Below are 25,762 nucleotides of genomic sequence, written 5' to 3'. Positions count from 1 at the left end.
CGGGGTTTCGTTTGCCCCGTGGCGACTCCACTCGATCAGGAGAACCCATGGACCACGTGCTCGACCACCGCGAGATCAACCGCGAGCTGGCTGTCTTTGCCACCGACCCGCTGGTCGGCGCCGGACTGCCGTTGTGGCTGCCGGCCGGGACCGTCATCCGCGACGAACTCGAACAACTCGCACGGGACATCGCGCGCGCTGACGGCTGCCACGGCGTCCACACCCCGCTGATCGCCAAGCGCGAACTGTTCGAGCGTTCTGGGCACTGGGCCAAGTTCAGCGGGGACATGTTCCCCGTCATGCAACTCGGGGCCGAGTCTGGCGACGACGACCTCGTCTTGCGACCAGCGAACTGCCCGCACCACGCGTTGGTCTACGCCGCTTCGCGGCACTCCTATCGCGAGTTACCGATCCGCCTCAACGAACTCGCACCGATGTTCCGTGCTGAACGCTCAGGTGTGGTCTCCGGCCTGAGCCGGGTGCGGCAGATCAACCTGGACGACACCCACGTCTTCTGCCGTCCGGATCAGGTCGCCGACGAAGCCGTCCGCGCCCTTCGCTCAGCTCTTCACGCCCAGGATGTGATAGGACTTCCGGTCGACTACGTACGAATGTCGCTGCGGGACAACGGTTCCGGCTACCTTGGCGACGCCAGACAATGGGCCGATGCGGAGCTTGCGCTACGCGAAGCAGCCGGGCGAGTGCTTCCCGGAACCGGTCTTGACCTCGTCGACGCCCCCGGCGAAGCCGCGTTCTATGGCCCCAAACTCGACCTGCAGGTACACGACGGGCGCGGCCACGAAGACACGATCGCTACCGTACAACTGGACTTCAACCAGCCGGAACGCTTCGACCTCACCTATGACGGCGCCGACGGCGGACGCCACCGAGTGGCCATGATTCACCGCGGCACCGTGGGTTCCATGGAACGTGTAGTCGCATCGCTACTTGAGCACTACCAAGGCCGAATGCCATTGTGGCTAGCGCCAATTCAGGTATGCGTGCTGCCAGTGAACGAGGATCACGACGGGTATGCGCGACGCCTGCACGACGATGTCCTGACCGCTGGCCTTCGACCATGCACCGAGGTCGACGGCTCTCTCGGCGCCCGCATCCGGCGCAGCCGCCAACGCCGAGATGCGGTGATCGCCGTCGTCGGTGACGATGAACGGTCAGCTGACGCTGTCCAGGTCAAGCACCCGGCGAGCGGGTACAGCGGGCGGGTCTCGCGAGGTGACTTCGTTGCGATCCTGCAGGAGGCATACAGCACGCGCGCCCGGGGGGTTTCCTGGCCAGATATCCCCTGAAACGCCTGGGGCTATGCCGTCTTTCCCATGCGTCCACGCGGGCGGAGTCGACCTCCGGGTAGTCCCGGTGCAGGCAGCCAATCCCGGCCGCCGTCATAGCCGCTCACCGTTCCGAATCGCTCCGCCTGAGCCTGCCACTGCTCGCGCAAGGTGGCGATCTCGTCGTGGTCACGCCCGATGAAGTTCCACCACATCACGATCTCTTCGTCGTAGGGCGTGCCGCCGATGAGCATCAGCCGCGCGCCGTCACGCGATTCGAGATGCAACTCGTCGGGCCCGGAATCGAGTACCGCGAGCGATCCGGCTCCAACCGCCTGACCCTCGACCGTCAGATCACCGGAGTCGAGCAGCACTCCGTGCTCGAAGGTCGGGTCCGCCGAGATCGTCCACTTCGTCCCGGGGGCGAGGTGAATCTCCGCGCCCAGCAATGGCGTTGCGGTCTCGATCGGCGATGTCTGACCGCCCAACTCCCCCATGAAGACGCGACCGCGCACGCCGTCGGCGAGTTCGACATCTGCGGCCGCATGGTGCTGTAGGCGACGCGGCAGATCGCGATCGGCTTCAGGGAGCACCACCCACAACTGCACACCGTGCAATGTCGTTGTCTCGGACGTCGACACCTCCGAATGCGCGATACCCGCACCAGCCGTCATCAGGTTCACCTCACCCGGACGAACGAAGGCGTGCCAACCCCCCGAGTCATGGTGCTCGACTTCGCCCTCGAAGAGCCAGGAGACGGTCTGCAGCGCCGAGTGTGGATGCGGTGGCACATGCATGCCGCCCGTCTCGGCGACATCACTGGGTCCATAGTGATCCACGAAGCACCATGCGCCGATGAATGAGCGGTCCCGGTGCGGGAGCGTACGGCGCACGGTCATCGCGCGCGGTCCGCCAAGAGGCACCTCGCGCGGCTCAAAAACCTGCACATCAGCGGTTCGGGTGCTCGGGCACACCTGATCCTGCGGTTCCCGTTCTTCATTGCTCACACCTAAGGGTCGCACCTTTGAGCACACCGCAGGTGGCGGCGTGCGGACCTACCCTGGGTGGGAAGATATGTCTCGGCCAGGGCGGCACAACATCATCGGATGTCGGCCAAACCGTCTACCTCCGCTGAGTGCCACCTGACACACTGCCGAGGTGGACTCAGCAGTGATCGGCATCGACGTCGGGGGTACGCGCACCAAAGGCGTCGCGCTATCGCGTACCGGGGACATCCTGGCCGAGGACACTCGGCCCACTGAATCCGTCGATGCCGCCGCGAGACTCGGGCCGGCGATCGGTGCGCAGGTCGACGCTCTTGCCCACCAGGTCGGCGGGCCGGTCGCCCATGTTGGGGTCGCCGTTCCCGGCCTGGTCGACGAGGCGCGAGGCCTCGGGGTCTGGTCGGCCAACTTGGGCTGGCGCGACCTTGACCTCACCGCGACGCTGGCACCTCACCTGCCGGCGCCGGTGACAATCGGGCACGACGTACGCGCGGGCCTGCTCGGCGAGCACCGCCTTGGTGCAGCACGCGGCCAGGACAACGTGTGCTTCGTCCCCCTGGGCACCGGAATCGCGGCGGCGCTGCTGTGCCGCGGTCAGATCGTGCGCGGCAACCCCTGGACCGGAGAAATTGGCCACGTCACCGTCGACTCAAATGGCATCGACTGTGGCTGCGGTCGCCAGGGTTGCCTGGAGACTCTCGTCGGGGGCGCTGCCATGGCCCGACTCTGGAAACACGAGACGGGGAGCGATGGCGGCGCGGCTGCGATCGCCCATTTCGTCGCCGAGGGCAACCCCGTGGCGGCCGGCATCTGGATGCGTGGAATCACCGCCCTGGCTGACGTACTCGCCCCCATCCTCGCGGCGAACGGCACTGACCTCCTCGTCATGGGCGGTGGCCTATCTCAGGCGGGTGACGTCCTCACAGAACCGCTCCAATTAGCACTCCGCGAGCGCCTTGGCGCGGCTCCGCTGGAGATTGTCATCGCCCAACTCGGCGACCGTGCGGGTGCCCTCGGCGCGGCCGTTCTCGCGGGGGACTTGGCGTGGGCATGATCATCACTCTGACGCCGAACCCGGCCATCGATATGACCTACACCGTTCCTGGTGTTCGTGTCGGCGAGACGCATGCCGTCGAAAAATCCTGGTCGCGTGCGGGCGGCAAGGGGGTTAACACGGCATCGGTTCTGACCGCTATGGACATTGACTGTGTCGCGCTATGCCCGACCGGCGAAGAGGACCTGACCCTCATGGCCACCGACTTGGATTCCCGTGGCATCAAGCACCTGCTGGTTCCTGTTCCGGGACGCGTGCGCCGCAGCGTCGCAGCAGTCGAACCCGATGGAACTGCAACGGTTTTCAACGAGCCGGGCACGCGGTGGCCAAGCGACGCACTCATCGGTCATGTCGACGATGTCGTGCACGCGCAGACCGTGGTCGCCGTGTGTGGGAGTGTGCCGATCGGCACCGAATCAGCCGTCTTAGACATCATTCGGCAGGTTCAATCCCGTGGTGCCGGCCTCGTACTCGACCTGCGTGACGAGGTTCTTCAACAGGCGCTTGAACTGCAGCCAGACCTCGTCAAGCCGAACCGGTCTGAAGCGGCGGCCACGCTTGGCCTCGACCCGCTCGACCCACCTCCGGCAGCGGACCTGGCGATGCGCCTCATCGAGGCCGGGGCTCAGAACGCGGCGGTCTCGGACGGGCGGCGGGGCGTCACGCTGGCCACGCGCGAGGGCGCGCTATGGAGTGCTCGCCTCCCGGATCCCCTGCCGGGCAATGCCACTGGCGCGGGCGACGCACTCACTGCCGCCCTTGCCGCGCACCTTCAGCAGTCACCGACCGACTGGCCCGAAGCATTACGGATGGGCGTCGCCTACTCGGCCGCCGCCGTGCTCCAGCCCGTGGCTGGCGAGGTGGATCCTGCGGATGTGGCGCGGCTGAGCCCACTCGTCGAGCTTCGCGAAGTCACGCGCTGAGCGAAGTCGCCCGCTGACCTGAGACTCACCCAGTCCCGCATAGGGCTACTGAGTGGCGCCAATGACCTCCCGAGCATAGGGTAGCCTTGCCTTGGCCGAAGGGGGTCGCGGCATCAAAGCCCGCTCGGTAGCGGACGCTACGTTGAAGGAGTTTCATGAAAGCCTCTGTGCTGCACCGTAATCGGCACGTTGCGCTTCCCGCGCTGCTGATCGCCTTGCTGATGGTTCTGACCGCGTGTTCTTCGACGCCAGAGCCAGGAAGTAGCGCCTCAGGCAGTGGATCGGGCGACGCGGCTAAGCCCGCCTCGTCGGGCGTACCCGCTGGCGAAGGCTCGACGACGTACCCGTTGACCCTGAAGACCTGGGCCGGCTCATCGGAGTTGAAGAAGCGTCCCGAACGGGTTGCGGTCTTCGGCTTCTCACCCAACCTGGACGCGCTGGAGGCATTGAACTTCAAGCCGGTCTATACCATCACCGAAGAGGTCAAGTACCCGTGGCGTGACCAGGCCTGGATGAAGTCGATTGAGACGGTCGACACTCGTACGCGGCGCGATCCCATCAACTTCGAGGGCATCAAGGCGGCAAAGCCTGACCTGATCATCGCCCCGAACGCCCTGCAGAGCGCAGATGAATACAAGCGCCTGGCGTCGATCGCGCCGGTGCTAGACAACCCAACGCAGGTTCCAGGCGAGGACATTGACTGGCGCGAGACCCAACGGATGATCGGCAAGGCTGTCGACCTGCCTAAGGCAGCTAACGCCGCGATCACCAAGGCCGACAAGGCCACTGCCGACGTCGCTAAGAAACACCCGGAGGTCAAGGGCAAGACAATCACCATCGCCACCGAATACACCGGGCAGATCGAGTACTACACGATCGCTGGTAGCACGACGGAGGAGCTGATGGTGGACATGGGCTTCAAGCCCAACCCGTTGGCCAAGGAATTCGTCAAGGACGACACGGTGTCCAATGAGAACGTCGGCAAACTCGACGGCGACGTGTTGATGATGTTCTACGTCGACCCAGCCGCCAAGGCCAAGCGAGACAAGACGCCGCTCTTCAAGGCGCTGGATCCGGTCAAGGAGAAGCACTACATCGGGCGCACCTCCGAGCAGCCTGGCGCTGAGGTCACCTGGGTACTGCGCCGCGGCGCGAGCGCAACCTCGCTCCCCTGGGCCACCAAGACCATGGGTGACTGGTTCGGCGATCTCAAACTCTGAGGTCGGCTAGTCCTACCGGGACGTCCCGCGTCAATGGATCTGACTGTCGTATGTCAATGACCACCCGCGATTCCACCGAGCCCACTCCGGGTTCGGTGGAATCGCCGTCTTTTGGTGGCCGACGGGCGATTGGCCTGTTGGTCATTGGCGCAGCGCTGTTCGTCGCCTTCATCCTTAGCTTGGCGCACGGTGCAAATCCACTGAGTTATAGCGACGTGTGGTCGGCCCTGTGGTCGCGCGGGGACAACAGCACCGAGTCCATCATCGTGTGGTCCGAACGCTGGCCACGGACGCTGGTGGGCATCATGGTCGGCGCCGCGCTCGGCGTTGCGGGGGCCCTCATTCAGGCCCTCACCCGCAACCCCCTCGCCGATCCTGGAATCCTCGGAGTCAACGCGGGGGCCGGGTTTGCCGTCACCATCGGCATCGGCATCTTCGGGCTCACATCGGTCAGCCAATACATCTGGGTTGCGTTCCTCGGGGCTGCGGTGGCAACTGTTGCCGTCTTTGCGATCGGGTCCGTCGGCGGCGGAGGCACCGCCTCACCCATCACGTTGGTGCTCGCTGGGGTGGCGCTTGGCGCGGTCCTCACCGGCATCGAAACCTTCTTTACTTTGCTCGACCCGGAGACCTTTCGCGGAGTGCGCAATTGGACGGTTGGATCACTGGCCAGAGCAACCCTTGCGGACGCTGGCCTGGTCGCACCGTTCATCATTGTCGGTCTACTTATCGCCCTGGCCCTGGCCACGTCGCTGAATTCGATCGCTCTCGGCGACGACCTCGCAGCGTCCTTGGGCACCAACGTCCGCCGGGTCCGAGTCTTTGGTGTCATCGCGCTCACCCTGTTGGCTGGCGGCGCGACGGCCCTCACCGGAGGCATCGCGTTCGTGGGTCTGATGGTGCCGCACGTTGTTCGCTGGTTCGTCGGGCCAGACCAGCGCTGGATCATGGCGTACTCCTTACTCGCGGCGCCTGCGTTCGTTTTGATTGCCGACGTCGTCGGCCGGGTGATCGCCCGGCCTGGGGAGATCGAGGTCTGGATCGTCACCGCCGTCCTCGGGGCGCCTGTCCTCATTGCGTTGGTCCGCAGACGTGACGTGAGCGCCCTATGACGACTCGACCGACCGTTGACTTTGGTCACCCGAGTTGGCAGCTACGCCTGCCGTGGTTGTCTCTTCGGGTCAACCTGCGCATCGCCAGTGTGGCGATTGCCCTCATCTGCGTCTCCCTCATCGTCTCGGTGGTTTCGCTCGGGATCGGCGATATCCGCATTAGCGCCGTCGATGTCGCGAAGTCCTTGACCGGCACCGGTTCGGAGTTCTATAGCCCGATCGTGACCGAATGGCGGCTGCCCATCGTCCTGTCCGGCATCGTCTTCGGCGGCCTACTCGGCATCGGTGGAGCCATTTTTCAGTCGCTCACGCGCAACCCGCTGGGCTCCCCAGATGTCATCGGCTTCGACGCCGGGTCCTACACCGGTGTCGCCGTCACCGTCTTGGTCCTTGGCACCGCCAGCTACTGGGACATCGCGATTGCGGCCCTCAGCGGTGGCCTCATCACGGCCTTCGCCGTCTATGTGCTCGCCTATCGCGGCGGCATCACTGGCTTCCGCCTCATCATCGTCGGTATCGCCCTCTCGGCCATGCTCACCGCGATCAATGGCTACTTGATCACCCGCGCGAAACTTGAGGACGCGATGGTTGTCGGCTTGTGGAGCGCAGGCTCACTCTCAAAGGTGACCTGGACCTCGATGGCGCCCTCGCTCGTGGCCGCCGCCGTCATCGTGGTCGCTGTCGGCGCGCTCAGCCCAGCCTTGCGTCGTCTTGAACTCGGCGATGACACCGCGATCACCCAGGGCACCCGGGTTGGCCGGACTCGTCTGGGACTGCTCGTGATTGGCGTGGCGACCACGGCCTTGGTGACCGCTGCGGCCGGACCCATCAGCTTCGTCGCGCTTGCCGCTCCACAGTTAGCACGACGACTGACCAAGTCACCCGGCGTCAGCGTGGCAGGCTCTGCAGCGATGGGTGCGGCGCTGTTGTCGACCGCCCTGCTGCTGTCGCTCGTGATCGGACAGTTGTACCGCCCGATTCCCGTCGGTCTGCTCACCGTGTGCATCGGCGGCACCTACTTGATCTGGCTGCTGACCCGCGAGGCGCGTCGGCAGTCCGGCATGCTGTCATGACCACCTCGGATAAGGACGACATGAGGACAACACTGGGCGATGCCCCGGCGGACCGGGATGCACCGCAGCGGAACGCCCGCATCGTCACGGAACACGCCACCATCGGTTATCCGAATCGGGTGGTCTCCGAAGACTTGTCGACGGAGATTCCGGATCGTTCTTTCACCGCCATCATCGGACCCAACGGGTGCGGGAAGTCGACGGTGCTGCGTGCGCTGGCGCGCGTGCTCACCCCCACGAGCGGTGACATCTTCCTGGACGGCAAATCCGTCACGAAGTACGCGCCCAAGGAAGCCGCTCGCATCCTTGGACTGCTTCCACAGACGTCGATCGCGCCCGAGGGGATTCGAGTGGCCGACCTGATCGCTCGTGGACGCGCGCCGTACCAAAGCCTGATCCAGCAGTGGAGGGCCAGCGATGCGGACGCCGTCCGCGCGGCGCTCGAGGCTACCCAACTCACCGAGTTGTCCGGGCGTGCTGTCGCGGAATTGTCGGGCGGGCAGCGACAGCGGGTCTGGGTCGCGATGCTCTTGGCCCAGGACACCCCCATCATGCTGCTGGACGAGCCGACGACCTACCTCGACATCGCGCATCAGTACGAGCTGATGGAGTTGTTCCGCACCCTGCACGAGCAGGGCCGCACCATCGTGGCGGTGCTGCATGACCTCAATCAGGCAGCGCGCTACGCCGACCACCTCATCGTGATGCATGCCGGCAAGGTCGTCACGACCGGGCCGCCGGCAGAGGTGATCACCGCAGAACTCATCGAGGACGTCTTTGGTCTGCGAGCGCTCGTGGTGCCCGACCCGGTCACCGGAACGCCAACAGTGGCGCCTCTTGACCCCAGATCTCCGGTCGACTGACCGCTAGCCGGCAGCGGTGACCGTGACGGGACGTTCGGCGTCCTCGATCAAGCCCCGCAGCGCGCGAGCGCCTCGGGCCGCTACGGCCGTCGGCGGAAGTTCACGCAACCGAGGGTTGAAGATCTCCAGAGATAGCGGACCCTGATACCCGCCCGCAAGCAAGTGGGCCAACGGAGTTCGCAGATCGAAGTCGCCCTCGCCTGGGAAGCCACGGTGGTTTCGGCTCCAGGTCATCAGGTCCAGGTCGCGCCACGGTGCATCAGCGATCTGTACGAGCCCGATCCGGTCGATCTCGACCTCACGCAGTGCCTCGACATCGTCACCCCGACTGATCAGGTGGAAGGTGTCGACAGTTACCGACAGTGCCGGGTGATCCACTTGGCGTACGACATCGAGGGCATCGGCGAACCGACCGATGTGGGTGCCCCATGCGAGGGCCTCGAAGGTCACCGTGATGTCGTGCTCGGCGGCCACGTCAGCCAAGGTCGCCAGTTGGTGGACAGATCGGGCCCGATCCGGATCCGCGTCTCCGTCGGTATTCGAGACCACCAGGATTGAGCTGCATCCCACGGATGCCATCACGGCCAGCTCCATGCGGAACCGGCTCACCACCTGAGAGAACTCAGCGTCGCTCACGCCCTCGGCACGACGGAACGGCTGGTAAAAGTCGATGCCCAGTCCCACGTCGGCGCAACGGCGCGCAGTCTCCGCCGGGGACATTGAAGACGCGCGCAGATCAGCGTCGACGAGTTCGATGCTGTCGAAGCCTGCGCCGGCGATCGCCTCAATCTTCTCCTCCAAGGACCCGCCGAGTGAGACCGTCGCCATGCAGGTCTTTCGTCGGGTGGGGTCCGCGGTCTCGCCTTGCAACTCACTCACGACCTCCACCCACCGCTCAAAACGGCGGTCTTCGGCCAGGTGCCGGAAGCTGATGCCAGCAACGCCCGCTTGGCGCCAGCGCTCCACCAATTCCATGATGCGTACCGAATCCATGCCCTGGTCGCGCAGGTCAAGTTCCCAATCGAGTTCTTGAGTCTGCACATAGAGCAGGTCGGCGACATCGGCAGTCATCGTTTCCACAGCAAGGCTCATCAGTTGGTCTCCTTGAGAACGTTGGTGGGGTTGCCCTGGTCGAGCAGCCTCATCAGGTGATGCGCCCAGCGCGGGATCCCGCGCTCAGGCCGAACAATTGAGTGGTGGTCTTCGTCCTCGACGCGCACCACCTCTGCCTGCGGAAGATGGCGGCGCCATGCGCCTGCGCCCTCATCGGTGTCCACCGGAGGGCCACCTGCCGCGACGACCAGCGCCGCAGCCGACAGGGAACCCACGGTGTCGGGTGCCATGAGTCGCTCGCAGCGCAGCCCGGAGATGGCGAAGGAGGCGAGTTGGTCACGGTCGGCAAAGACCTCTCGACTCGCGTCCTCGCCAAGCACTTCGCGCAACTCCTGGGCGTAGACGGCGAGGAACTCGCGCTGTCTGAGGTCGTCGTCGGCAACGGGAACCCCCGGTCGCGGCACCACCTGGCCGGCCTCATACAGGCCTCTCGCTGACGGCGTCGTGTCGATGATCGTCAGCGACCCCACCGTCTCCCCACGCTCGTGGAGTACGCGTCCCACGGCAAACATGATGTGCCCGCCAAAGGACCACCCGAGCAGGTCGTACGGCCCGCTCGGCTGGACCTGTTGAATGGCATCCGCATAGGTAGCGGCGAGGTCTTCAATCGTGTCGAACTCCGTCCGCAACCCGGCATGCGCGGGGTCTTGCAACCCGACCACGCCGAGGCCATCCGGCACGTAGTTGACCAGGTCCGCGTACAACGCGGCGTGCCCGTAGCGTGCGTGAGCACAGAACAGGTGACGACCGTTTGTTGAGCGCGCAAGCGGCAGAGTCACCGCGTCGAGGAGATCCGCCGGAGCGCCATCTTCTCGGTCCGCGAGTGCCGCCAGATCCGACAGCACTTGGCTGGCGAAGACGTCCTTGACCAGCAACGAACTGTTGAGCCGGTCGTTCAGTCGGGCTACCAAGCGCATGGCTAGCAGCGAATTCCCCCCAATATCAAAGAAATTCGCGTGTGTGGAGACTTCCCCGATGCCCAGGAGGTCGGCTACGACGCTGGTCACGGCGGTCTCGGCATCCGTGGTTGGCGCGGCATACTCCGCCTGCGAGATCTCGATTTCGGGCAGGCTTCGGGCGTCGATCTTGCCGTTCACTGAGAGCGGCAGGTCGGCCAAGGCAGCCAATCCGGCCGGAATCATGTAGTCCGGCAGGATGGTGCGCGCGCGAGCGCGCACGGAGTCCAGGTCGAGATCGGCCGGCTGGCCCTGCGCCGGCACGACGTACCCGTACAACTGCAGCGCGCCCTGCGCGTCCGGACGGGCGATGACCGTGGCTCGCGCCACCGTGGGGTCGGTGGTCAAGGTGTCTGACACCTCGCCGGGTTCGATGCGGTAGCCGCGGATCTTGACCTGATCATCTGCTCGACCGAGATAGTCGATGGTGCCGTCGGGCTTCCACCGGGCGCGGTCGCCCGTGCGGTACATCCGCTCGCCAGGCTGCCAGGGACACGCGACGAACTGAGCCGCGGTGCGCCCCGCCTGAGCCCAGTAGCCGCGCGCAGTACCGCTACCCGCGAGATAGAGCTCGCCTGGCACGCCCGGAAGCACTCGCTGAAGGTTGTCGTCCAGGATGTAGGCGTGGGTATTCAGAATCGGGCGGCCCACACTTGAGCTCTCTGAATCCGATAGGTCAGCACCCAACGCGTTGATCGTGTATTCCGTTGGCCCATAAAGGTTGTAGGCCTCCACCCCGGGTGCCTCACGCAAAGCGCGCCACAGCGCGTCCGGAACGGCTTCTCCGCCCAGCGACACAAAGACCACTCCGGGCGCATCCGCGTCGACGGAATCGCCGAGCGGACGGGGACGCTCCAACAGACCCTGGTCCACGAGCACCTGGCCGTAGGACGGCGTCACGTCGAAGCCGTCGATCCGCCGTTGGTCATAGTGCTCCAGCAGACGCTCGGGTTCGCGGCGCATCTCCTCGTCGATGACGTGTACCTCGTGCCCGTGCAGCAGCCAAAACAGTTGTTCCCACGACGCATCGAACGAGAACGATGTCGTGTGCGCGATCTTCATGCGGCGGCCGCCTTGCTCGGCAACCACGCGGTCAAAGATCTCGGCAACATGGTTGACATACATGTTGGTCAGGCCCCGGTAGCCGACCGCCACACCCTTTGGCGTACCGGTCGAGCCCGAGGTAAAGATGATGTACGCGAGGTGGTCTGGGTGGACCGGTACGCCGCGCTCTTCGTCCGTGATCGGACCCGAGTCAGCGTGGTGGATGCGGGTCTGAACATCCGCCTCATCGAGATTGAGGATGTGCCCGGTCGCTCGACCGGCCAGGCGCTCAGCGTCGCGGTCAGTGACGAGCGTCGCCGTTGGTCGCGCAATCCCCACCATCGTAGAGATCCGCTCGTCGGGCAGCTCACCATCGATGGGGACATACGCTGCGCCGACGGCAAAGACGGCAAACATCGCGATGATCATTCGCTCATCGCGCGGGAGGAGTAGCGCGACGCGATGCTCTGGGCCCACGCCGCTATCCATCAGGACGCGCGCGTACTGATGGACCCGCGCCGAGAACTCCGCGAAGGTCAACTCGCGTTCGCCCGCAACCAGTGCCGTCGCGTGCGGTGAACGCGCGACGGCCTCCACGAGAAGGTCGCCGACGGTTATCCAGGGGATCTCCTGGCGGTGCCCCTGCTGTTCGAGCGCGGCATCATCTGGTATCGCTGCGGGCAACCGGCCGATGGGTTGCCTCAAGTCTGCGACGAGTGAAGCCAACACGTGGGCGTAGCGCTCAACGAGTCGCTCCGCCGCCGAATCCGCAAGAGCATCAGTGCGATACGACAGTCGGACGTGTACTGACGCACGTCCTGATTCTTCCCACGGGTTAACCGCAAAGGTCACCGGATAGTGCGTCGAATCGTTGATCGACCCGCCCGTGACCTGCAAGCCATCCGGGCGGGAAGCATCGGTCATCGGGCCGAGCGGCAGGTTCTGGACGACAAAGAGGGTGTCGAACAACGTTCCGATCCCCACAAGCCGCTGCAGAGCACTGAGCTCGACGTAGGGATGATCGATGACCTGAAGTTGTTCGGTCTGGACCCGATGCAACAGTCCTTCCGCTGATTCCCCAGGGCTGAGCGTGACGCACATGGGGACGGTGTTGAAGAGCAGCCCAATCATTCGGTCGGCATCGACCAAGTCAGCAGGACGACCAGAGACGGTGTTGCCGAAGGTCACGGTGCTGCGACCGGTCATCCGAGCCAGCGTGATGGCCCAGGCAGTCTGAAGCAGGGTTCCAACCGTCACACCGGCATGTTGGGCCGCGGCGAACACGGCGTTCGCATCGGCGGCGGACAGGTCCCGCGCAACGTCGCCGGTATGCGCGCCGCCGCTGAGGTCACCACCTTCTGGCCACAGAATGGTGGGTTCGGTGACGTCCGCCAAATAGCCGTGCCAGTCCCGGAACGCTACGTCGGCATCCTGCCGTTCGAGCCAGTCGAGATAGTCCTCATACGACGCGGGCGTGGACGCAGTGAGCAGGCTGGGGTCCGCATAGGTGTCAATGATCTCGTTGAGCAGGGCATTGATCGACCAGCCATCCATGAGGATGTGCTCAAAGGTCATGGCCAGGGTCCAGGCGTCCTCCTGGTGCTGCACGAGTGTGAATCGGAGCATCGGGGGCCGATGCGGTTCAAAGGGATTCGCGCGCTCCTGGGCCAGGAAGTCGTCCAACTGCGTGTCTTGCGATCGCCACTCCTCCAGCGAAAACACCGTGAATGGCACCTGCGACTGAGCCGGGATGACCTGCACCTCGGTGTCGCCCAGGGCCACAAAAACCGCCCGCAGGTTGGGATACCGGTCGACCACCTGGCCGGTGATCGTGCGGAGCCGTTCCGGGTCAACGACTCCGGAGAACTCACGCAGCGCCTGCGAGACGTAGGCATGCCGTTCGCCAGACTCCTCGGCCCTGACCATGTGGTAAAAAAGCCCGCTCTGCAGGCTAGACAGCGGCAGCAGTCGACAGTCATCGCCGTATGCCGCACGTATCTGAGCGAGCTCAGAACTCGACAATCGCATCCGGTCGGCCGGACGCAACCGTGGGTGTCTCGAGGTGGCAGAAGACTCCATCACCAGTGGGGTGTGCGAGGCATACGACTGCACCAGCTCAGATGCGAGATCGACGAGGTGCGAATGAAGTTCGCGACTCTGAAGACGACCTGCAAGGAAAGCTTGATCTTCATGATGGTCAAGTTCCAATGAGTCCGCCTCGGGGAGGCTAGCTCGCAGGTAGTCGACTGCGGCACGCCACAGAGGTGCTTCTTCGGGGCGGAATCCCGCGACGGGAAGCCGGTGCCGGGTGCCCGGCTGCGGTAGCGAGTTCGACCGAACTTGAGCGTGCGCTCGGACGAGGTGCCCGAGGTGGCGCAGTGGCAACTCCGGATAGCGCAGGCCAAGGACGAGAAACTGTCCCGTCTGGGAGATGAGTCGCTGAATGGTCGTGTCGTCGAACAACTCTCGAGCGGCGTTGAACCGCAAGGTAAGCGCACCATCTTCGTCCGCGGCGATTGCGCACACGAGGTCGAACAGTGCTGCGCGCTGGGCGCTTTCGATTGGATCGCCCAACACGGAGGCGTCGGGCACCAACGGACCCTGGGCGGCGTCGTGTCCCCCATTCAAGGCGGCCGTCATCACTTGGAATAGCGGACTGACTCCAGGCAGCCGCGGTGGGTTCACCGCCTCCACGACACGGTCGAAGGGGGTCAACTTGTGCTCCGCCGCCGTGAGCACCCGCTCGCGGACACCCCCGACAACCTCGGCAAAGCCAGCGTCCGGCTCTAGATCAGCCCGGACCACCACGGTGTTGACGAGATAGCCAATGGCGTCAGCAAGTTCCGGCTGGTCGCGCAGGTCGACTGGCGTTCCGATCGGGATGGCTGTTCCGGCGCCCTCCCACCACAGCGAGGCTGCGAGGGCAGCGGTCACAGCTTGCAGCGGCGTCGCTCCATGCTCTGCGAGCGCGTCGCGAACGCTCCGAGAATCCCCCTGTCCCACAGTCGATTCCACTGTTCGAATGGTTCGCGTGCTGGTCCGCGACCGCGGCCGGTCAAGGGGCAACAGCGTCTCGGTAGGGAGTCCACGAAGGGTGCTCTTCCAGTACGCCAGGTCGGCCAAGCAACGCGCGTTGGGGTCGGTTCGCTCGCCGACCACTTCCCGCTGCCATAGGGCAAATTCAGCGGATTGCGCGCAGGTGCCCGGCAGGTTCGCCGGGACGCCCTCGAGGCCCGCCGTGTACAACACGTTCAGGTCGCGCACGAGCGGGGCAATCGAACCTTCGTCGATCACGATGTGATGGCCGTGAACCACCAGGTAGTCATCGGCTCCGGTCTGCAGCAACGTGAACGCAACACCGCCCTCAGTAGCCAAGTTGAGCCGGTGAGAGCGCAAGTCGTTGACGCGCTCGGCGACGACTTCCGTCTGCACCGCTTCCACCCGAAGTGTCGGCGCCTCCTGAACGGGCCGTATGTCCTGAGTCAGATTCCCGTGATCATCCGGTACGAACACCGTCCGCAGGATCTCGTGTCGGGTCGCGAGTTGGGTGACCGCCTCGCTTAAGCACCTCGGATCCGCGCCGCCCTCGACGCGCAGGGCAAGTGCCACCTGGTAGGCAGCACCGTCCCCCATTTCGTCCAGGACCCACAGCGCCTCTTGGCCTAGCGAAGCAGGGACTGGATCGGGACGAACGACGTCTCTGATCGATGGGAGTGGCGCTGGTGCCTGAGCCCCGACAGCGGGCGCCTCCAACAATGCGGCCAGACCGCCCACCGTGGGGTGGGTGAAGACATCGCGGATGCGCAGCGACGCCGTCAAGGCGGTGTTGAGCTGCGTGACCATCCGCGCCGCGAGCAACGAGTCGCCGCCTCGCCGGAAGAAGTGGTCCTGGAGGCCGAGCGGATGGTCCTGCTCGATGCCCAGCACGCTGCCCATCACGGCGGCAACGCTGGCCTCTGTGCCGGTCTGGGGCAGTGGACCCGCGCTCGACAGGTCAGGATCCGGCAGCGGCAAGCCGCGGCGGTCGATCTTGCCGTTAGGCGTCAACGGAAATGTCTCAAGCGACACAAACTGCGCCGGAACAAGGTAGTCGGGTAGGCGCGCGGCGCAGTGCTCACGAACAGACTCGTTGAGGTCGTCAGCGTCCTGCACTGTGGTGAAGTACGCGACCAGTTGGGTCATCCCTCCTGTGTCGTGCGCCGCGACGTAGGCGCCGCTGACCAACGGATGGTCGCGCACGATCTGACTCACATGTTCGGGCTCGACGCGGTGTCCACGAATCTTGACCTGGTCGTCGGCTCGCCCGTGGAAGTCGATCTCTCCCAACGGGTTCCAGCACGCCAGGTCGCCGGTACGGAACAGTCGCCCGCCTACCTGACTAAACGGGTCAGCGACGAAGCGTTCGGCCGACAACTGCGGCTGGCCAAGGTAACCGTCGGCGAGCTGGGCTCCTCCGACATACAGCTCGCCCACCACGCCGATAGGGACGGGGCGCAGCCACGGATCCAGAATCCACGTAGAGACGCCGGGCTGAGGTCGCCCGATCGCCACCTCACGCACCGCTGCCTCGGCGGATGGCAGACTCCCAACTGTTGCGTCCCCGGTAACTTCAGTCGAGCCGTAGAAGTTGAAGATCTGGGCACCGGGGGCAGCCGTGCGCATCGCGTTCAGGGTGCCGGCCGGGAGTGGTTCGCCTGACGAACTCCAGGAGCGCAGCGACGTCAAGCTGTCCTCAGCACTGATCTCGCTGAGGATTTCCGCCAAGCTAGGCACCGTGAGTAGATGGCTGACGGCGTGCTCGCGTACGACCGCCCCCAGTGCGGACGGATCCCGCGCTGTCTCATCGTCCACCACCACGGTGGTCGCCCCCGCCACTAACGGTCCGAACACTTCGGTGGCGGCATCCACGAATCCGACGCCACTCTTGGTAAGACACACTCCAGCGTCGTCCAGGCCGAGCAACTTACTGCCCCAGCGAAGTCGGTTGACCAGCGCACCATGAGACACCTGCACGCCCTTAGCCCGGCCCGTCGTACCAGAGGTGAAGATGGCGAATGCTGGATCATCACGGTGCAGTGGCCGATCCAGCACAGGCGCCTCCACGAGTACGCTCTGGCCGGCCGCCCGATCACGCACAAGGTCATCGATGAGCACTAGATTCGAAGTGCTCTCGCGCAATACGTGCCCCGCCGCTGTCGCGCGGTCGCTGACCACCGCTGACGCGGACGATCGCGCCACCACGTCAAGGACGTAGTCGGTCGGATGGGTCGGGTCGACGGGTACATAGGCTGCCCCCGCGCGCCATATCCCGGCCAAGGTGAAGACGAGTTCTGGTCCGCGAGGCAGCACCACGCACACGCGGTCTCCGACCTTGACGCCGAGGTCCACGAGCACCCTCGCGACAGCGTTCTGCTCGCGTGCTAGGTCGGCGTACGACCATCGTGCGCCAGTCGGGTGGTCAATTAGCGCAATCCGGTCAGGCGAGGAATTCGCTTGTGCGCGAAGAAGATCGTCAGCGGTGCTCGCCTCGTCGGTCGTAGCTTCTCCGGCCGACCAGCGAGCCAGTGTCTTGGCTTGCTCGGCAGGACACACGTCCACGGTGGCAAGTCGTCGGCCAGGCGCAGCAGCGATTTCGGTCAAGATGCGGAGGAGCACGTCGACGAGCCGTTCGACGGTTTCCTGATCGAAGAGATCGTGGGCCGCGCTGACAAATCCACTCAGCGCCTGCGGACTGTCCGTGACATAGATGTCTAGATCGGCCTTGACCGCGCCGATGCCGACCTCACTGGGTTGGACCTCGACACCGGACAGCGCCAGCGGGAATGCCTCCCCCGTGTGCTGTTGATGGGTAAGCATGACCTGATAGATCGGATTGCGGCTCGCGTCGCGTTCGACACCGAGCGCGCTGAGGATCTGATCGAAGGGCGCCTCCTGGTGCGCGAAGGCGTCCAAAACCCTTTCGCGCGAACGCAGGACGACCTCTGCCAAGGTGTCCGCCCCGCTCAGCTGATGCCGAATGGGTAGAACGTTGGCGAAGTATCCGACCGCATCAGCAACACCCTCAGCCGTACGTCCACCGACCGGTGATCCGACCACCACATCGTCCCCGCCGCCAAGCGCTGAGACCGCAAGCGCGGTGGCCGCGGACATCACCATGAACGGCGTCGCACCGAGCTGTTCGCTGACGCGGTGCAGTCCCTGGACCACCTCGGAATCCAGGGCGAACGGGATGTCGAAGCCACGATGCGTGGGCTCGGCCGGGCGGGCCCGGTCGAGCGTTATCGTCGATTCTTCGGGCGCGCCTTGAAGCGCCTCACGCCAGTACACCAAGTGTCGAGCCAGCGGCGAGGTGTGCTGTTGCGGGTCGCCGAGTAGGGCGGCCTGACGCAGCGTGTGATCGGCGTACTGCACCGCGAGGGGTTGCCACGACGGCTCGCGGCCCGCCACTCGAGCGTCGTAGGCCAGTGACAGATCGCTCAACAGTGCCGGCAACGACCACTCGTCTAGCGCGTGGTGATGGATGGCAAGCACCAGCCGGGCGTGCTCCTCATCCTCGCGCAGCAGCACCGCCCGCAGGGGGAGATCCTCCGCGAGATCGAATCCCGCACCGATGATCTCGCCGATTCGCCGATCAATCGCAGCCTGGCCGACCTCCCGATAGTCCTCAACCGCCACGCTCACTGCATCGCCCACGGCATCCACAGAGGCGATGTCCTGGACGAGGCTGTCCCCCACCGAGCGCAGTCGGGTCCGCAACGGCTCGTGGCGCTCCACCACATCTCGTACCGCGTAGTCCAGCGCCGCGACATTGAGCGGGCCGGACAGCCGCGCCACGGTCGGTATGACATAGCGCCCCCCGGGCCCGCCCAGTTGCTCGGCGAACCACAACGATCTCTGGCCAGACGAGGCGGGGATCTGCTCGGGGCGAACCGAACTCAGGGCCTGATCGGACTCGTCCGGAGCAGCATCACGGAGGCCATCGACAAGGTCAGCCAGTCCGGAGACCGTCGGATGATCGAACACATCCCTCAGGGTCGCCCGAACCCCGCACGCCGCATTGATCCGGGCGACGAGTCGGGTCGCCAGGAGCGAGTGTCCGCCCAGCCTGAAGAAGTCATCGTCGACTCCGATAGGGGTCTCGGTAGGCAGCGACAGAACCTTCCGCATCGACGCGGCGAGCACAATCTCATCGTCCGTCTGCGGCAGCGCGCCTGTTGTCCGGGCGTTCGTAAGGTGCGGTTCGGGCAACTCGCGGCGATCGATCTTGCCATTGGTCGTGAGGGGTACGTGCGCAATGCGTTGAATGCTCGACGGGACCATGTAGTCCGGCAGGCGGGCCACCAGGTGGGACCGGGCCTCCTCCACCAGGTCCGCCGAATCTGCTTCTGCACTGGTGAAATACGCAGAAAGTTGAGTCCCTGCCACTTCATGCACGAAGGGCACGACCACTGCGCGATCGATATGGGGGTGGAGTTCAAGGACACTGGCCACTTCGCTGGGCTCGACCCGGTGGCCACGGACCTTGATCTGGTCGTCGGCGCGTCCGAGGTATTCCAAGACGCCATCGGTGTTGATGAGCACCAGATCACCGGTGCGATAGAGCCGCTCACCGTGCGATCCGGCCGGGTCGGCGACGAAGCGTTCAGCGGTCAGCCTGGTGCGACCGACGTAACCGCTCGCGAGCTGGGCGCCGCCCAGATACAGCTCGCCGGGTGTTCCCGGGGGAACCTGACCCAACCATGGGTCTAATACGCGAACAAGCGTGTGCGCCATCGGTTTACCGATCGGGACGACACCACTTGAGTCGGCGGGTGAATACTCGTGGTGCGTGATCTCACCGGTCTCGGTCGGCCCGTAGACGTTGAGCACGGTGCCGCCTGTCAGCTCGGACAATGCCGCACCGAGATCGCTCGGAAAGGCCTCGCCGGCGACCATCGTCACGTGGGGCCAGGTGTACGGGCCCGGGGCGGCGGCAAGGAACTCTTGTGCCATGGACGGCACAAAGTTGGTGCGGGTGATCCGGTGACGCTGGATGACGTCGTGCAAGTAGACGGGGTCACCATGCATACCGTCGGCCGCCACGACCAGCCTGGCGCCTTCGGCCAGCGACGCGAACACCTCAGGAGCCGAAACATCAAACGAGACAGGGGTTTTCATGAGCACGCTCGTGCCGTCGGGCAGTGGATAGCACTCGCGTCCCCAGACCAATCGATTGACCAGCGCCCGATGAGGTACTTCGACGCCCTTGGGCCGACCGGTCGTTCCCGACGTGAAGATGACGTAGACCGGGTCATTCGTTAGGAGGGGGCGCGACATCGTCGGGGCCGTCGTACGACCCCGGTCGAGGGCATCCACCACGGACAAGTCGTCCAGGTGCACTGACTTCGCAGAGGTCAGGTCAGAGCGCAGTTGGTCGGTCAACACCACGCGCGGGATGCCGTCCTCGACAATCATGTCGATGCGCTCGCGAGGAAGCCGCGGATCAATGGGGAGATAGGCAGCACCGGCGCGCAGGATCGCCGCCATCGCCAAGACGAGCTCCGGCGAGCGAGGAAGGAGCACTCCCACCCGGTCACCGGTCTCGACGCCTTGCTCGATCAGCAGCGCCGCCAGCGCATTGACCCGCGCGTCGAACTCGCCGAAGGTCCATGCGGTCCCGCTTTGATCGTCGAGCACGGCCACCCGGTCGGCAGACGTCAACGCTCGGGCTCGAACCATCTCATCGACGGTCGATACCTCGACTTCGGGCTGAATACCCTGCGGCAGTGCGACATTGGCACGCGGGAGAAGTCGATCGAGCTCAGCCAGCGTTACCTGTGCTGATTGCGCCAACGCAGAACGCATGAACTGACCGAATGCCGTCGCGTGCTCCTGCAAGGACAGGCCCGCGACGGTTGCGGAGCGCCCGCGCACGTCGATGAGGAATCCGTGCACCGGGTCGTTATAGACAGACAGATCCAGCGGAGCGACAGGTCCGGCGTTGACGGTTTCCTCAAGGCCGGCGACGCCTGCAAAGTCGGCGGAGTAGTCCAAGAGCTTGAGGTTGATGACCGGTAGCGCAAAGAAGTCCGCCTCCCCACCTGGCCACAAACGAGCTATCTGCGCGTCTTCAATCGCGTCCTGCTTCGGCACCGCGCGCACTTGAGTCGAGATCGTCCGCAAGACCTGCGTGAGGGAATCATCTGGCCGCAAGCCGACGACAACCGGGAAGATCCGTGAAGCCATCGAGGGTGTACGCAGTGCAGCGGCTCCATCGCGCAGCATGAAAGGCATCCGCACTGCAAGGTGATCCTGGTGCTGGGTGCGAGCGACGTACATCCCCCACAGCCCCACGAGGACGTCGGGCCAGAACAACCTCGCTGCTCGGGCCCAGCCGTTGAGCTGGTCTCGAATGTCGTCAGGCAACGGCACGCTGGCCAGTGCGGGGCGGAAGGAGAACGCCTCATCCAGCGGCACCTCACTCACCTGGCGGCCCTCAGCCTCCGATACCAGGTCCTGCCAATAAGCCCGAGCGTCGCGCTCGGCGTCGGCTGTCTGGCTCGACTGCGGACCCTCAACGACCTCCGACAGATTGCCGAACCACTTCTCCGCGACCGGTACGGGGGCGACTGCTGCCGTGTAGTGCTCGGAAACCCGCCGCACGAACAGCGAGACACCGTAGGCGTCCAGCACCAAGTGATGGTGAGTGAACGCCCACGCCCACCCGCCTTCTGACCGTCGGGCCAGCAGCGAGGCAGGCTCGTACAGGTCCGCGCCTGAGACCTCGGACCTGTAGTCGACCCGCGCGCGTTCAACGATCTCCGCGTCGGTCAGGACGTCTGGTTCGACCTGAGTGTCGACCTTCCGCCCCTCGCGCACGGCCTGCACTGGAGATCCGTCGGTGTCGTCGAACTCCACTCGTAGCGCTTCGGTTTCGAGGACGGCGGCGTCGATGGCCGCGACGAATCGCGCCGGGTCAATCTCGCCGTCGAGCCAGATGACCTGACCAACTCGATAGACGGGCGAGGTCGGAAAGATCTGTTGAGCCGACCAGACGCCGCGCTGCGCCGTCGAGAGCGGCAGAAAGTGTGGTGCGGTCACGTCATGCTTTCTGAGTTCGTTGATCTCGTTTGCTGACCTTTCCCGCGACCGTCCGCGGGAAATGGGTGACGACCTCCACTTGGTCGGGCAGTTTGTAGGGCGCCAGCCCGCGCTCGCGGAGGTAGGCGCGCATGACGGCCACCGTCAACGTCGACGGCTCCACCCCGCGCCGCGGCACCAGGAAGGCCTTGACGTGCTCGCCGAGACGCTCGTCTGGAACCCCGATCACCGACGCGTCGTGCACATCCGGATGGTCGACCAGGAGGTTCTCGACCTCCAGCGGCGCGACCTTTTCGCCCCCTCGATTGATCTGATCCTTGACCCGCCCGACGACGGACAGGTAGCCGTTGTCGTCCTGAGTGACGAGGTCACCCACGCGATAGAAGCCATCTGCCGTGAACGCCTGGGCATTGTGTTGCGGCGCACGGTAGTAGCCACGCACCGTGTATGGCCCGCGCGTCAACAACTGACCCGGTTGCCCCGCAGGCACGGGGCACTCATGCTCATCCACGATGCGAATCTCGTCCGCCGCTGAGGGCGGCCGGCCCTGCCGGGTGGTGATGATGGCGTCGTCTTCGTCCAACGCGGTGAAGGTGTGCAGACCCTCGGCCATGCCATAGCTCTGCTGCAGCGTGGCGCCGAGTTCGGGGCGTACTCGAGCCGCGGGGCCGGGACCGAACGCCGCACCTCCCACCCGCAAAATCTGCATACTGCTCAGGTCGTAACCCGTCCGTAGCGATGAGTTCAACCAGGCCAGCGCGAGCGGCGGGACGAGCGCGAGTTCCGTGACGCGATGCTCCTCCACCAAGGGGAAGGCTGAATCGGGGCTGGCATCGGGCGCCAACACCACGGTCGCGCCCACCGACAGGGCCCCCAAGAAACCTGGCGAACGCATGGCGAGCGCATGGGGCATCGGCAGGACGACCAACTGAACGGAGGCCTCGGTCGTGCCGCCGACGCGAACGGCCCCGCGCATGGAGCCGAGGTATGCCTCGTGCGTGTGGGGTATCAGCTTCGAGGTGCCGGTTGTTCCGCCCGACAGCTGCAAGAAGGCCACGTCTTCGGGCAGCGACCGGCGTTCGTGGGTCAGCGGCTCGTGCGCGAGTAGGTCGCGAAGGGCCTGGCCCTGACCGTCTGCTGTCAGGACGACCGCGTGATCGAGCGAATCCACCGACTCGGTGAGTTCTTTGGCGAGGGATCCCAGGTCGACTCCGTCGTAGGACTCGACTGTGAGATAGGCACAGGCGCCTGCCAACTCGACGAAGTGGCTGATCTCGTGGCGCTGATGAGCAGCCAGCGCCAGCACCGGAATGGCACCGATTTCATACAACCCGAACAGCAGGGGGATGTATTCGCGCAGGTTGGGCAGTTGCACGACGACGCGGTCGCCACGCGTGATCCCCATGGCCTGGAATCCGGCGGCGATACGCAGGACCCGTTCTCCCAACTCTGCGTAGGTCAGAGCGCTTTCGCCCGCGATGAGGGCGGTCCGATCTGGCGTTCGCTGGATGGTGTCGAACAGCATTTCGGAGAAGGTCTGGTCTTGCCACCAGCCGTGGCGGCGGTACTCCTGGGCGAGGTCGGCCGGGTAGGGCACCACGCCCTCCAGGTGTAGAGGCTCCACGGTGGTGTCCGTCGAACGGACGGCATGGGTGACGGTTCGAGGCATAGCGATCTCCAGGAGCAGTCGAATGGGTGGGCGCAAAAAGGCTGCGGTCAACCGGTGATGACGCCAGCGTTCTCAGCGCGGTGCTGAGCAATGTGATCGCGCAAGGACTGTGGGCGCAGATCAGTCCAGGTCTGCTCGATCCACTCGAGGACCTCTTGGCGGCTTGCGCCTTCAGCGCCCCCGAAGGCGATGGCCCAACCGCCCGGGACTGTCTGAAAGGTGGGCCACAACGAGTACTGCTGCTCCTGGTTCACCAGGGCCCAGAATCGACCGCTGTCATCATCGAACGGGTTCATCCTCAAACTTTCGACCGGGTGTGACGTACCGAACCATGTTACTTCGGTAAGCCTAACCTATATTCCGGGCGAGATTCCTCCGGCGCATCACGATCTCGCGAACTCGCCCCAAATCACCTCTATCGCGGATACGTTGGTCCGCGACCTGCACAGATTCTGGAGGTGCCCCACATGGCCGTCGTTCTAGTTGGCGTCGATGGGAGTGCGGCGAGTCGACATGCTGTCGAGTACGCCTGCTTCCGCGCGCACAAACTCGACTTCGAGTTGCTCATCGCCCACGTCATCCCGTGGTCGCCCTACTCGTTCAGTACCCCTGGAGAAAACGAGTTCCGATCCACCCAACGCTCCAAGGAACTTAAGGCTGCGACCGAGCAGGTGGTTGAACCCATGGTGAGCCTGGCTCGCGAGGAGGGCGTGACCGCTGAGGGATTCGTCAAGCATGGCGACCCGATCGACCTGCTCATTGACCTCATTCGCGAGCGCGAAGCCACTGGCCTCGTCGTCGGGCGCACCGGTGACAGCCGCGTTCGTCAGGCTCTCTTTGGCAGCATCCCGAGCCATCTGGTCCAGGTCGCTCCCGTCCCAGTAACGGTGGTTCCGTAATGGAAGACGTTCTGAACAAAATTTCCGAGATCGTGTTCTTCGCGGTGACCGTCAACGGCACCGATGTGCCCTTGGTCGTCTTCTGGCTGATCTGCGCGGGCGTGATCTTCACTGCTTACACCGGCTTCATCAACATCCGAGGCTTCAAGCAGGGCATCGACTTGGTCCGCGGGAAGTACTCCGACCCCAACGACGCAGGCGAGGTCTCCCACTTCCAGGCGCTCGCCACCGCCGTGTCCGGAACCGTCGGTCTCGGCAACATCTCCGGTGTCGCGGTCGCGATCACGCTGGGTGGCCCGGGGGCGATGTTCTGGATGATCATGGCCGGCTTCCTCGGCATGACCACCAAGTTCGTGGAGTGCATGCTCGGCGTGATGTACCGGCGCCAACACGCCGACGGCTCGGTATCTGGTGGACCCATGTACTACCTGCGTGACGGCGTTGCCCAGGTCACCAAGATGCCGGTGCTCGGCAAGGTCCTGGCTGCCGCGTTCGCAATCTTCTGCGTCGGTGGCGCACTTGGCGGCGGCAACATGGTGCAGTCCAACCAGGCCACCGTTCAGCTCATCAAAGCCACCGGCGGCAAGCAAGACAGCCCGTTGGCTGGCCAGGAGCTGTGGATCGGCATCGCGTTCGCGATACTCGTTGGAGTCGTCATTATCGGTGGCATCAAGAGCATCGCGAAGGTAACCGAGAAGATCGTGCCGTTCATGGCCGTTCTCTACATCACGGCGTGCCTCATCGTGATCCTCGGCAACATCGGATCCATCCCGGATGCCATCGGGAAGGTTTTCGATGGCGCCTTCACCGGGGCCGGAGCCGCAGGCGGCGTCATCGGCGCGTTGATGGTCGGGTTCCAGCGGGCGGCCTTCTCCAATGAAGCCGGCGTCGGGTCAGCCTCGATCGCCCACTCTGCGGTGAAGACGAATGAGCCGGCGACGGAGGGCTTCGTGGCGATCCTCGAGCCATTCATCGACACGATCGTGATCTGCTCGATGACCGCGCTGACGATCATCATCACCGGTGTCTACACCCAGGAGGACGCCAGCGATGGTGTCGCCCTGACCTCGGACGCCTTTGAGTCGGTCATTCCCTGGTTCCCGTCGGTGCTGGCCATCGCGGTGACGCTCTTCGCTTTCTCGACGATGATTTCCTGGTCGTACTACGGCATGAAAGGCATCGGCTATCTCTTTGGCGACAACGTGATCGCGGAGAACGCCTTCAAGGTCGTGTTCTGCATCTTCACGGTCATCGGCTCGGTGCTGACCCTCAAGGCAGTGCTGGACTTCGGCGACGCGATGGTCTTCGCCATGGCCGTCCCGAATGTCATCGGCCTCTACATCCTGGCCCGCGTGATGAAGAAGGAATACACCGGCTACCTCGGTCGCATCAAGAGCGGCGAGATCCAGCCAGTGAAGTAGTTCCACCGCAACACCTCCACAATGGCCCCCGGCGACGTCAGTCGC

General features: G+C 64.8%; 14 protein-coding genes. 9 read left to right on the top strand and 5 right to left on the bottom strand.

Going from position 1 to position 25,762, the window contains the following annotated elements:
- The first annotated feature begins 47 nt into the window (after nt 1-47).
- Entirely contained in the window at nt 48-1,307 is a 1,260-nt protein-coding gene (gene thrS, locus F562_RS0114335; RefSeq protein WP_018157661.1) for a threonine--tRNA ligase, read from the top strand.
- An 11-nt stretch (nt 1,308-1,318) separates the two neighbouring features.
- Here the strand turns inward: thrS and F562_RS0114330 are convergent, their stop codons facing one another.
- Nucleotides 1,319-2,293 carry a pirin family protein gene (locus F562_RS0114330; RefSeq protein WP_018157660.1) on the bottom strand — a complete coding sequence of 325 codons (975 nt, stop codon included), beginning with the start codon at nt 2,291-2,293 and terminating at the stop codon, nt 1,319-1,321.
- 151 nt (nt 2,294-2,444) lie between these two features.
- On the opposite strand from F562_RS0114330, the gene F562_RS0114325 reads away from it, so the two are divergent.
- From F562_RS0114325 to F562_RS0114300, 6 genes are all read left to right on the top strand, one after another.
- Complete coding sequence (locus tag F562_RS0114325; RefSeq protein WP_156822675.1) at nt 2,445-3,344, top strand: ROK family protein; 900 nt, start codon at nt 2,445-2,447, stop codon at nt 3,342-3,344.
- Nucleotides 3,341-4,267 (top strand): 1-phosphofructokinase family hexose kinase, encoded by a 927-nt coding sequence (locus F562_RS0114320; protein WP_026181295.1) that lies wholly within the window; start codon nt 3,341-3,343, stop codon nt 4,265-4,267. Before F562_RS0114325 ends, F562_RS0114320 begins: the two co-directional genes overlap by 4 nt.
- A 155-nt stretch (nt 4,268-4,422) precedes the next feature.
- On the top strand, nt 4,423-5,487 hold the full coding sequence (locus tag F562_RS0114315; RefSeq protein ID WP_018157657.1) for an ABC transporter substrate-binding protein: 1,065 nt from the start codon (nt 4,423-4,425) through the stop codon (nt 5,485-5,487).
- 50 nt (nt 5,488-5,537) lie between these two features.
- Entirely contained in the window at nt 5,538-6,599 is a 1,062-nt protein-coding gene (locus F562_RS0114310) for an iron chelate uptake ABC transporter family permease subunit (protein WP_018157656.1), read from the top strand.
- The gene (locus F562_RS0114305; RefSeq protein ID WP_018157655.1) at nt 6,596-7,672 is read left to right on the top strand and encodes a FecCD family ABC transporter permease; all 1,077 of its coding nucleotides are present in this window, start codon (nt 6,596-6,598) and stop codon (nt 7,670-7,672) included. The genes F562_RS0114310 and F562_RS0114305 overlap by 4 nt, the downstream gene beginning before the upstream one ends.
- Nucleotides 7,669-8,535: an ABC transporter ATP-binding protein gene (locus F562_RS0114300; RefSeq protein ID WP_018157654.1), complete on the top strand. Its 867-nt coding sequence runs from the start codon at nt 7,669-7,671 to the stop codon at nt 8,533-8,535. Before F562_RS0114305 ends, F562_RS0114300 begins: the two co-directional genes overlap by 4 nt.
- 3 nt (nt 8,536-8,538) lie before the next feature.
- Here the strand turns inward: F562_RS0114300 and F562_RS19380 are convergent, their stop codons facing one another.
- Genes F562_RS19380 through F562_RS19375 form a run of 4 tightly spaced genes read right to left on the bottom strand, consistent with a single transcriptional unit; the run spans nt 8,539 to nt 23,693 of the window.
- Nucleotides 8,539-9,627 (bottom strand): TIM barrel protein, encoded by a 1,089-nt coding sequence (locus F562_RS19380; RefSeq protein WP_018157653.1) that lies wholly within the window; start codon nt 9,625-9,627, stop codon nt 8,539-8,541.
- Nucleotides 9,627-21,728 carry a non-ribosomal peptide synthetase gene (locus tag F562_RS0114290; protein ID WP_018157652.1) on the bottom strand — a complete coding sequence of 4,034 codons (12,102 nt, stop codon included), beginning with the start codon at nt 21,726-21,728 and terminating at the stop codon, nt 9,627-9,629. The genes F562_RS19380 and F562_RS0114290 overlap by 1 nt, the downstream gene beginning before the upstream one ends.
- 1 nt (nt 21,729) lies before the next feature.
- Nucleotides 21,730-23,397, bottom strand: a complete 1,668-nt coding sequence (locus F562_RS0114285) for a (2,3-dihydroxybenzoyl)adenylate synthase (RefSeq protein ID WP_018157651.1) — start codon at nt 23,395-23,397, stop codon at nt 21,730-21,732.
- 47 nt (nt 23,398-23,444) lie between these two features.
- Nucleotides 23,445-23,693: an MbtH family protein gene (locus F562_RS19375; protein ID WP_018157650.1), complete on the bottom strand. Its 249-nt coding sequence runs from the start codon at nt 23,691-23,693 to the stop codon at nt 23,445-23,447.
- Nucleotides 23,694-23,864: 171 nt separating this feature from the next.
- Here F562_RS19375 and F562_RS0114275 point away from each other — a divergent pair, with 171 nt between their 5' ends.
- Both F562_RS0114275 and F562_RS0114270 read left to right on the top strand, forming a co-directional pair.
- A complete protein-coding gene (locus F562_RS0114275; protein WP_018157649.1) occupies nt 23,865-24,296 on the top strand; it encodes a universal stress protein in 432 nt (143 codons plus the stop codon).
- Complete coding sequence (locus F562_RS0114270) at nt 24,296-25,717, top strand: alanine/glycine:cation symporter family protein (protein ID WP_018157648.1); 1,422 nt, start codon at nt 24,296-24,298, stop codon at nt 25,715-25,717. Before F562_RS0114275 ends, F562_RS0114270 begins: the two co-directional genes overlap by 1 nt.
- Nucleotides 25,718-25,762: the final 45 nt, after the last annotated feature.

The organism is Demetria terragena DSM 11295 (genome assembly GCF_000376825.1).
Classification (GTDB): domain Bacteria; phylum Actinomycetota; class Actinomycetes; order Actinomycetales; family Dermatophilaceae; genus Demetria; species Demetria terragena.
The sequence above is the reverse complement of the archived record's forward strand: the minus strand, read 5'-3'. Positions and strand labels throughout refer to the sequence as shown.

Coding starts and splice junctions, on each gene's coding strand:
- F562_RS0114300 (WP_018157654.1), top strand. CDS start 7,669: ATGACCACCTCGGATAAGGACGACATGAGGACAACACTGGGCGATGCC.
- F562_RS19375 (WP_018157650.1), bottom strand. CDS start 23,693: ATGAACCCGTTCGATGATGACAGCGGTCGATTCTGGGCCCTGGTGAAC.
- thrS (WP_018157661.1), top strand. CDS start 48: ATGGACCACGTGCTCGACCACCGCGAGATCAACCGCGAGCTGGCTGTC.
- F562_RS19380 (WP_018157653.1), bottom strand. CDS start 9,627: ATGAGCCTTGCTGTGGAAACGATGACTGCCGATGTCGCCGACCTGCTC.
- F562_RS0114275 (WP_018157649.1), top strand. CDS start 23,865: ATGGCCGTCGTTCTAGTTGGCGTCGATGGGAGTGCGGCGAGTCGACAT.
- F562_RS0114315 (WP_018157657.1), top strand. CDS start 4,423: ATGAAAGCCTCTGTGCTGCACCGTAATCGGCACGTTGCGCTTCCCGCG.
- F562_RS0114310 (WP_018157656.1), top strand. CDS start 5,538: ATGTCAATGACCACCCGCGATTCCACCGAGCCCACTCCGGGTTCGGTG.
- F562_RS0114270 (WP_018157648.1), top strand. CDS start 24,296: ATGGAAGACGTTCTGAACAAAATTTCCGAGATCGTGTTCTTCGCGGTG.
- F562_RS0114305 (WP_018157655.1), top strand. CDS start 6,596: ATGACGACTCGACCGACCGTTGACTTTGGTCACCCGAGTTGGCAGCTA.
- F562_RS0114285 (WP_018157651.1), bottom strand. CDS start 23,397: ATGCCTCGAACCGTCACCCATGCCGTCCGTTCGACGGACACCACCGTG.
- F562_RS0114320 (WP_026181295.1), top strand. CDS start 3,341: ATGATCATCACTCTGACGCCGAACCCGGCCATCGATATGACCTACACC.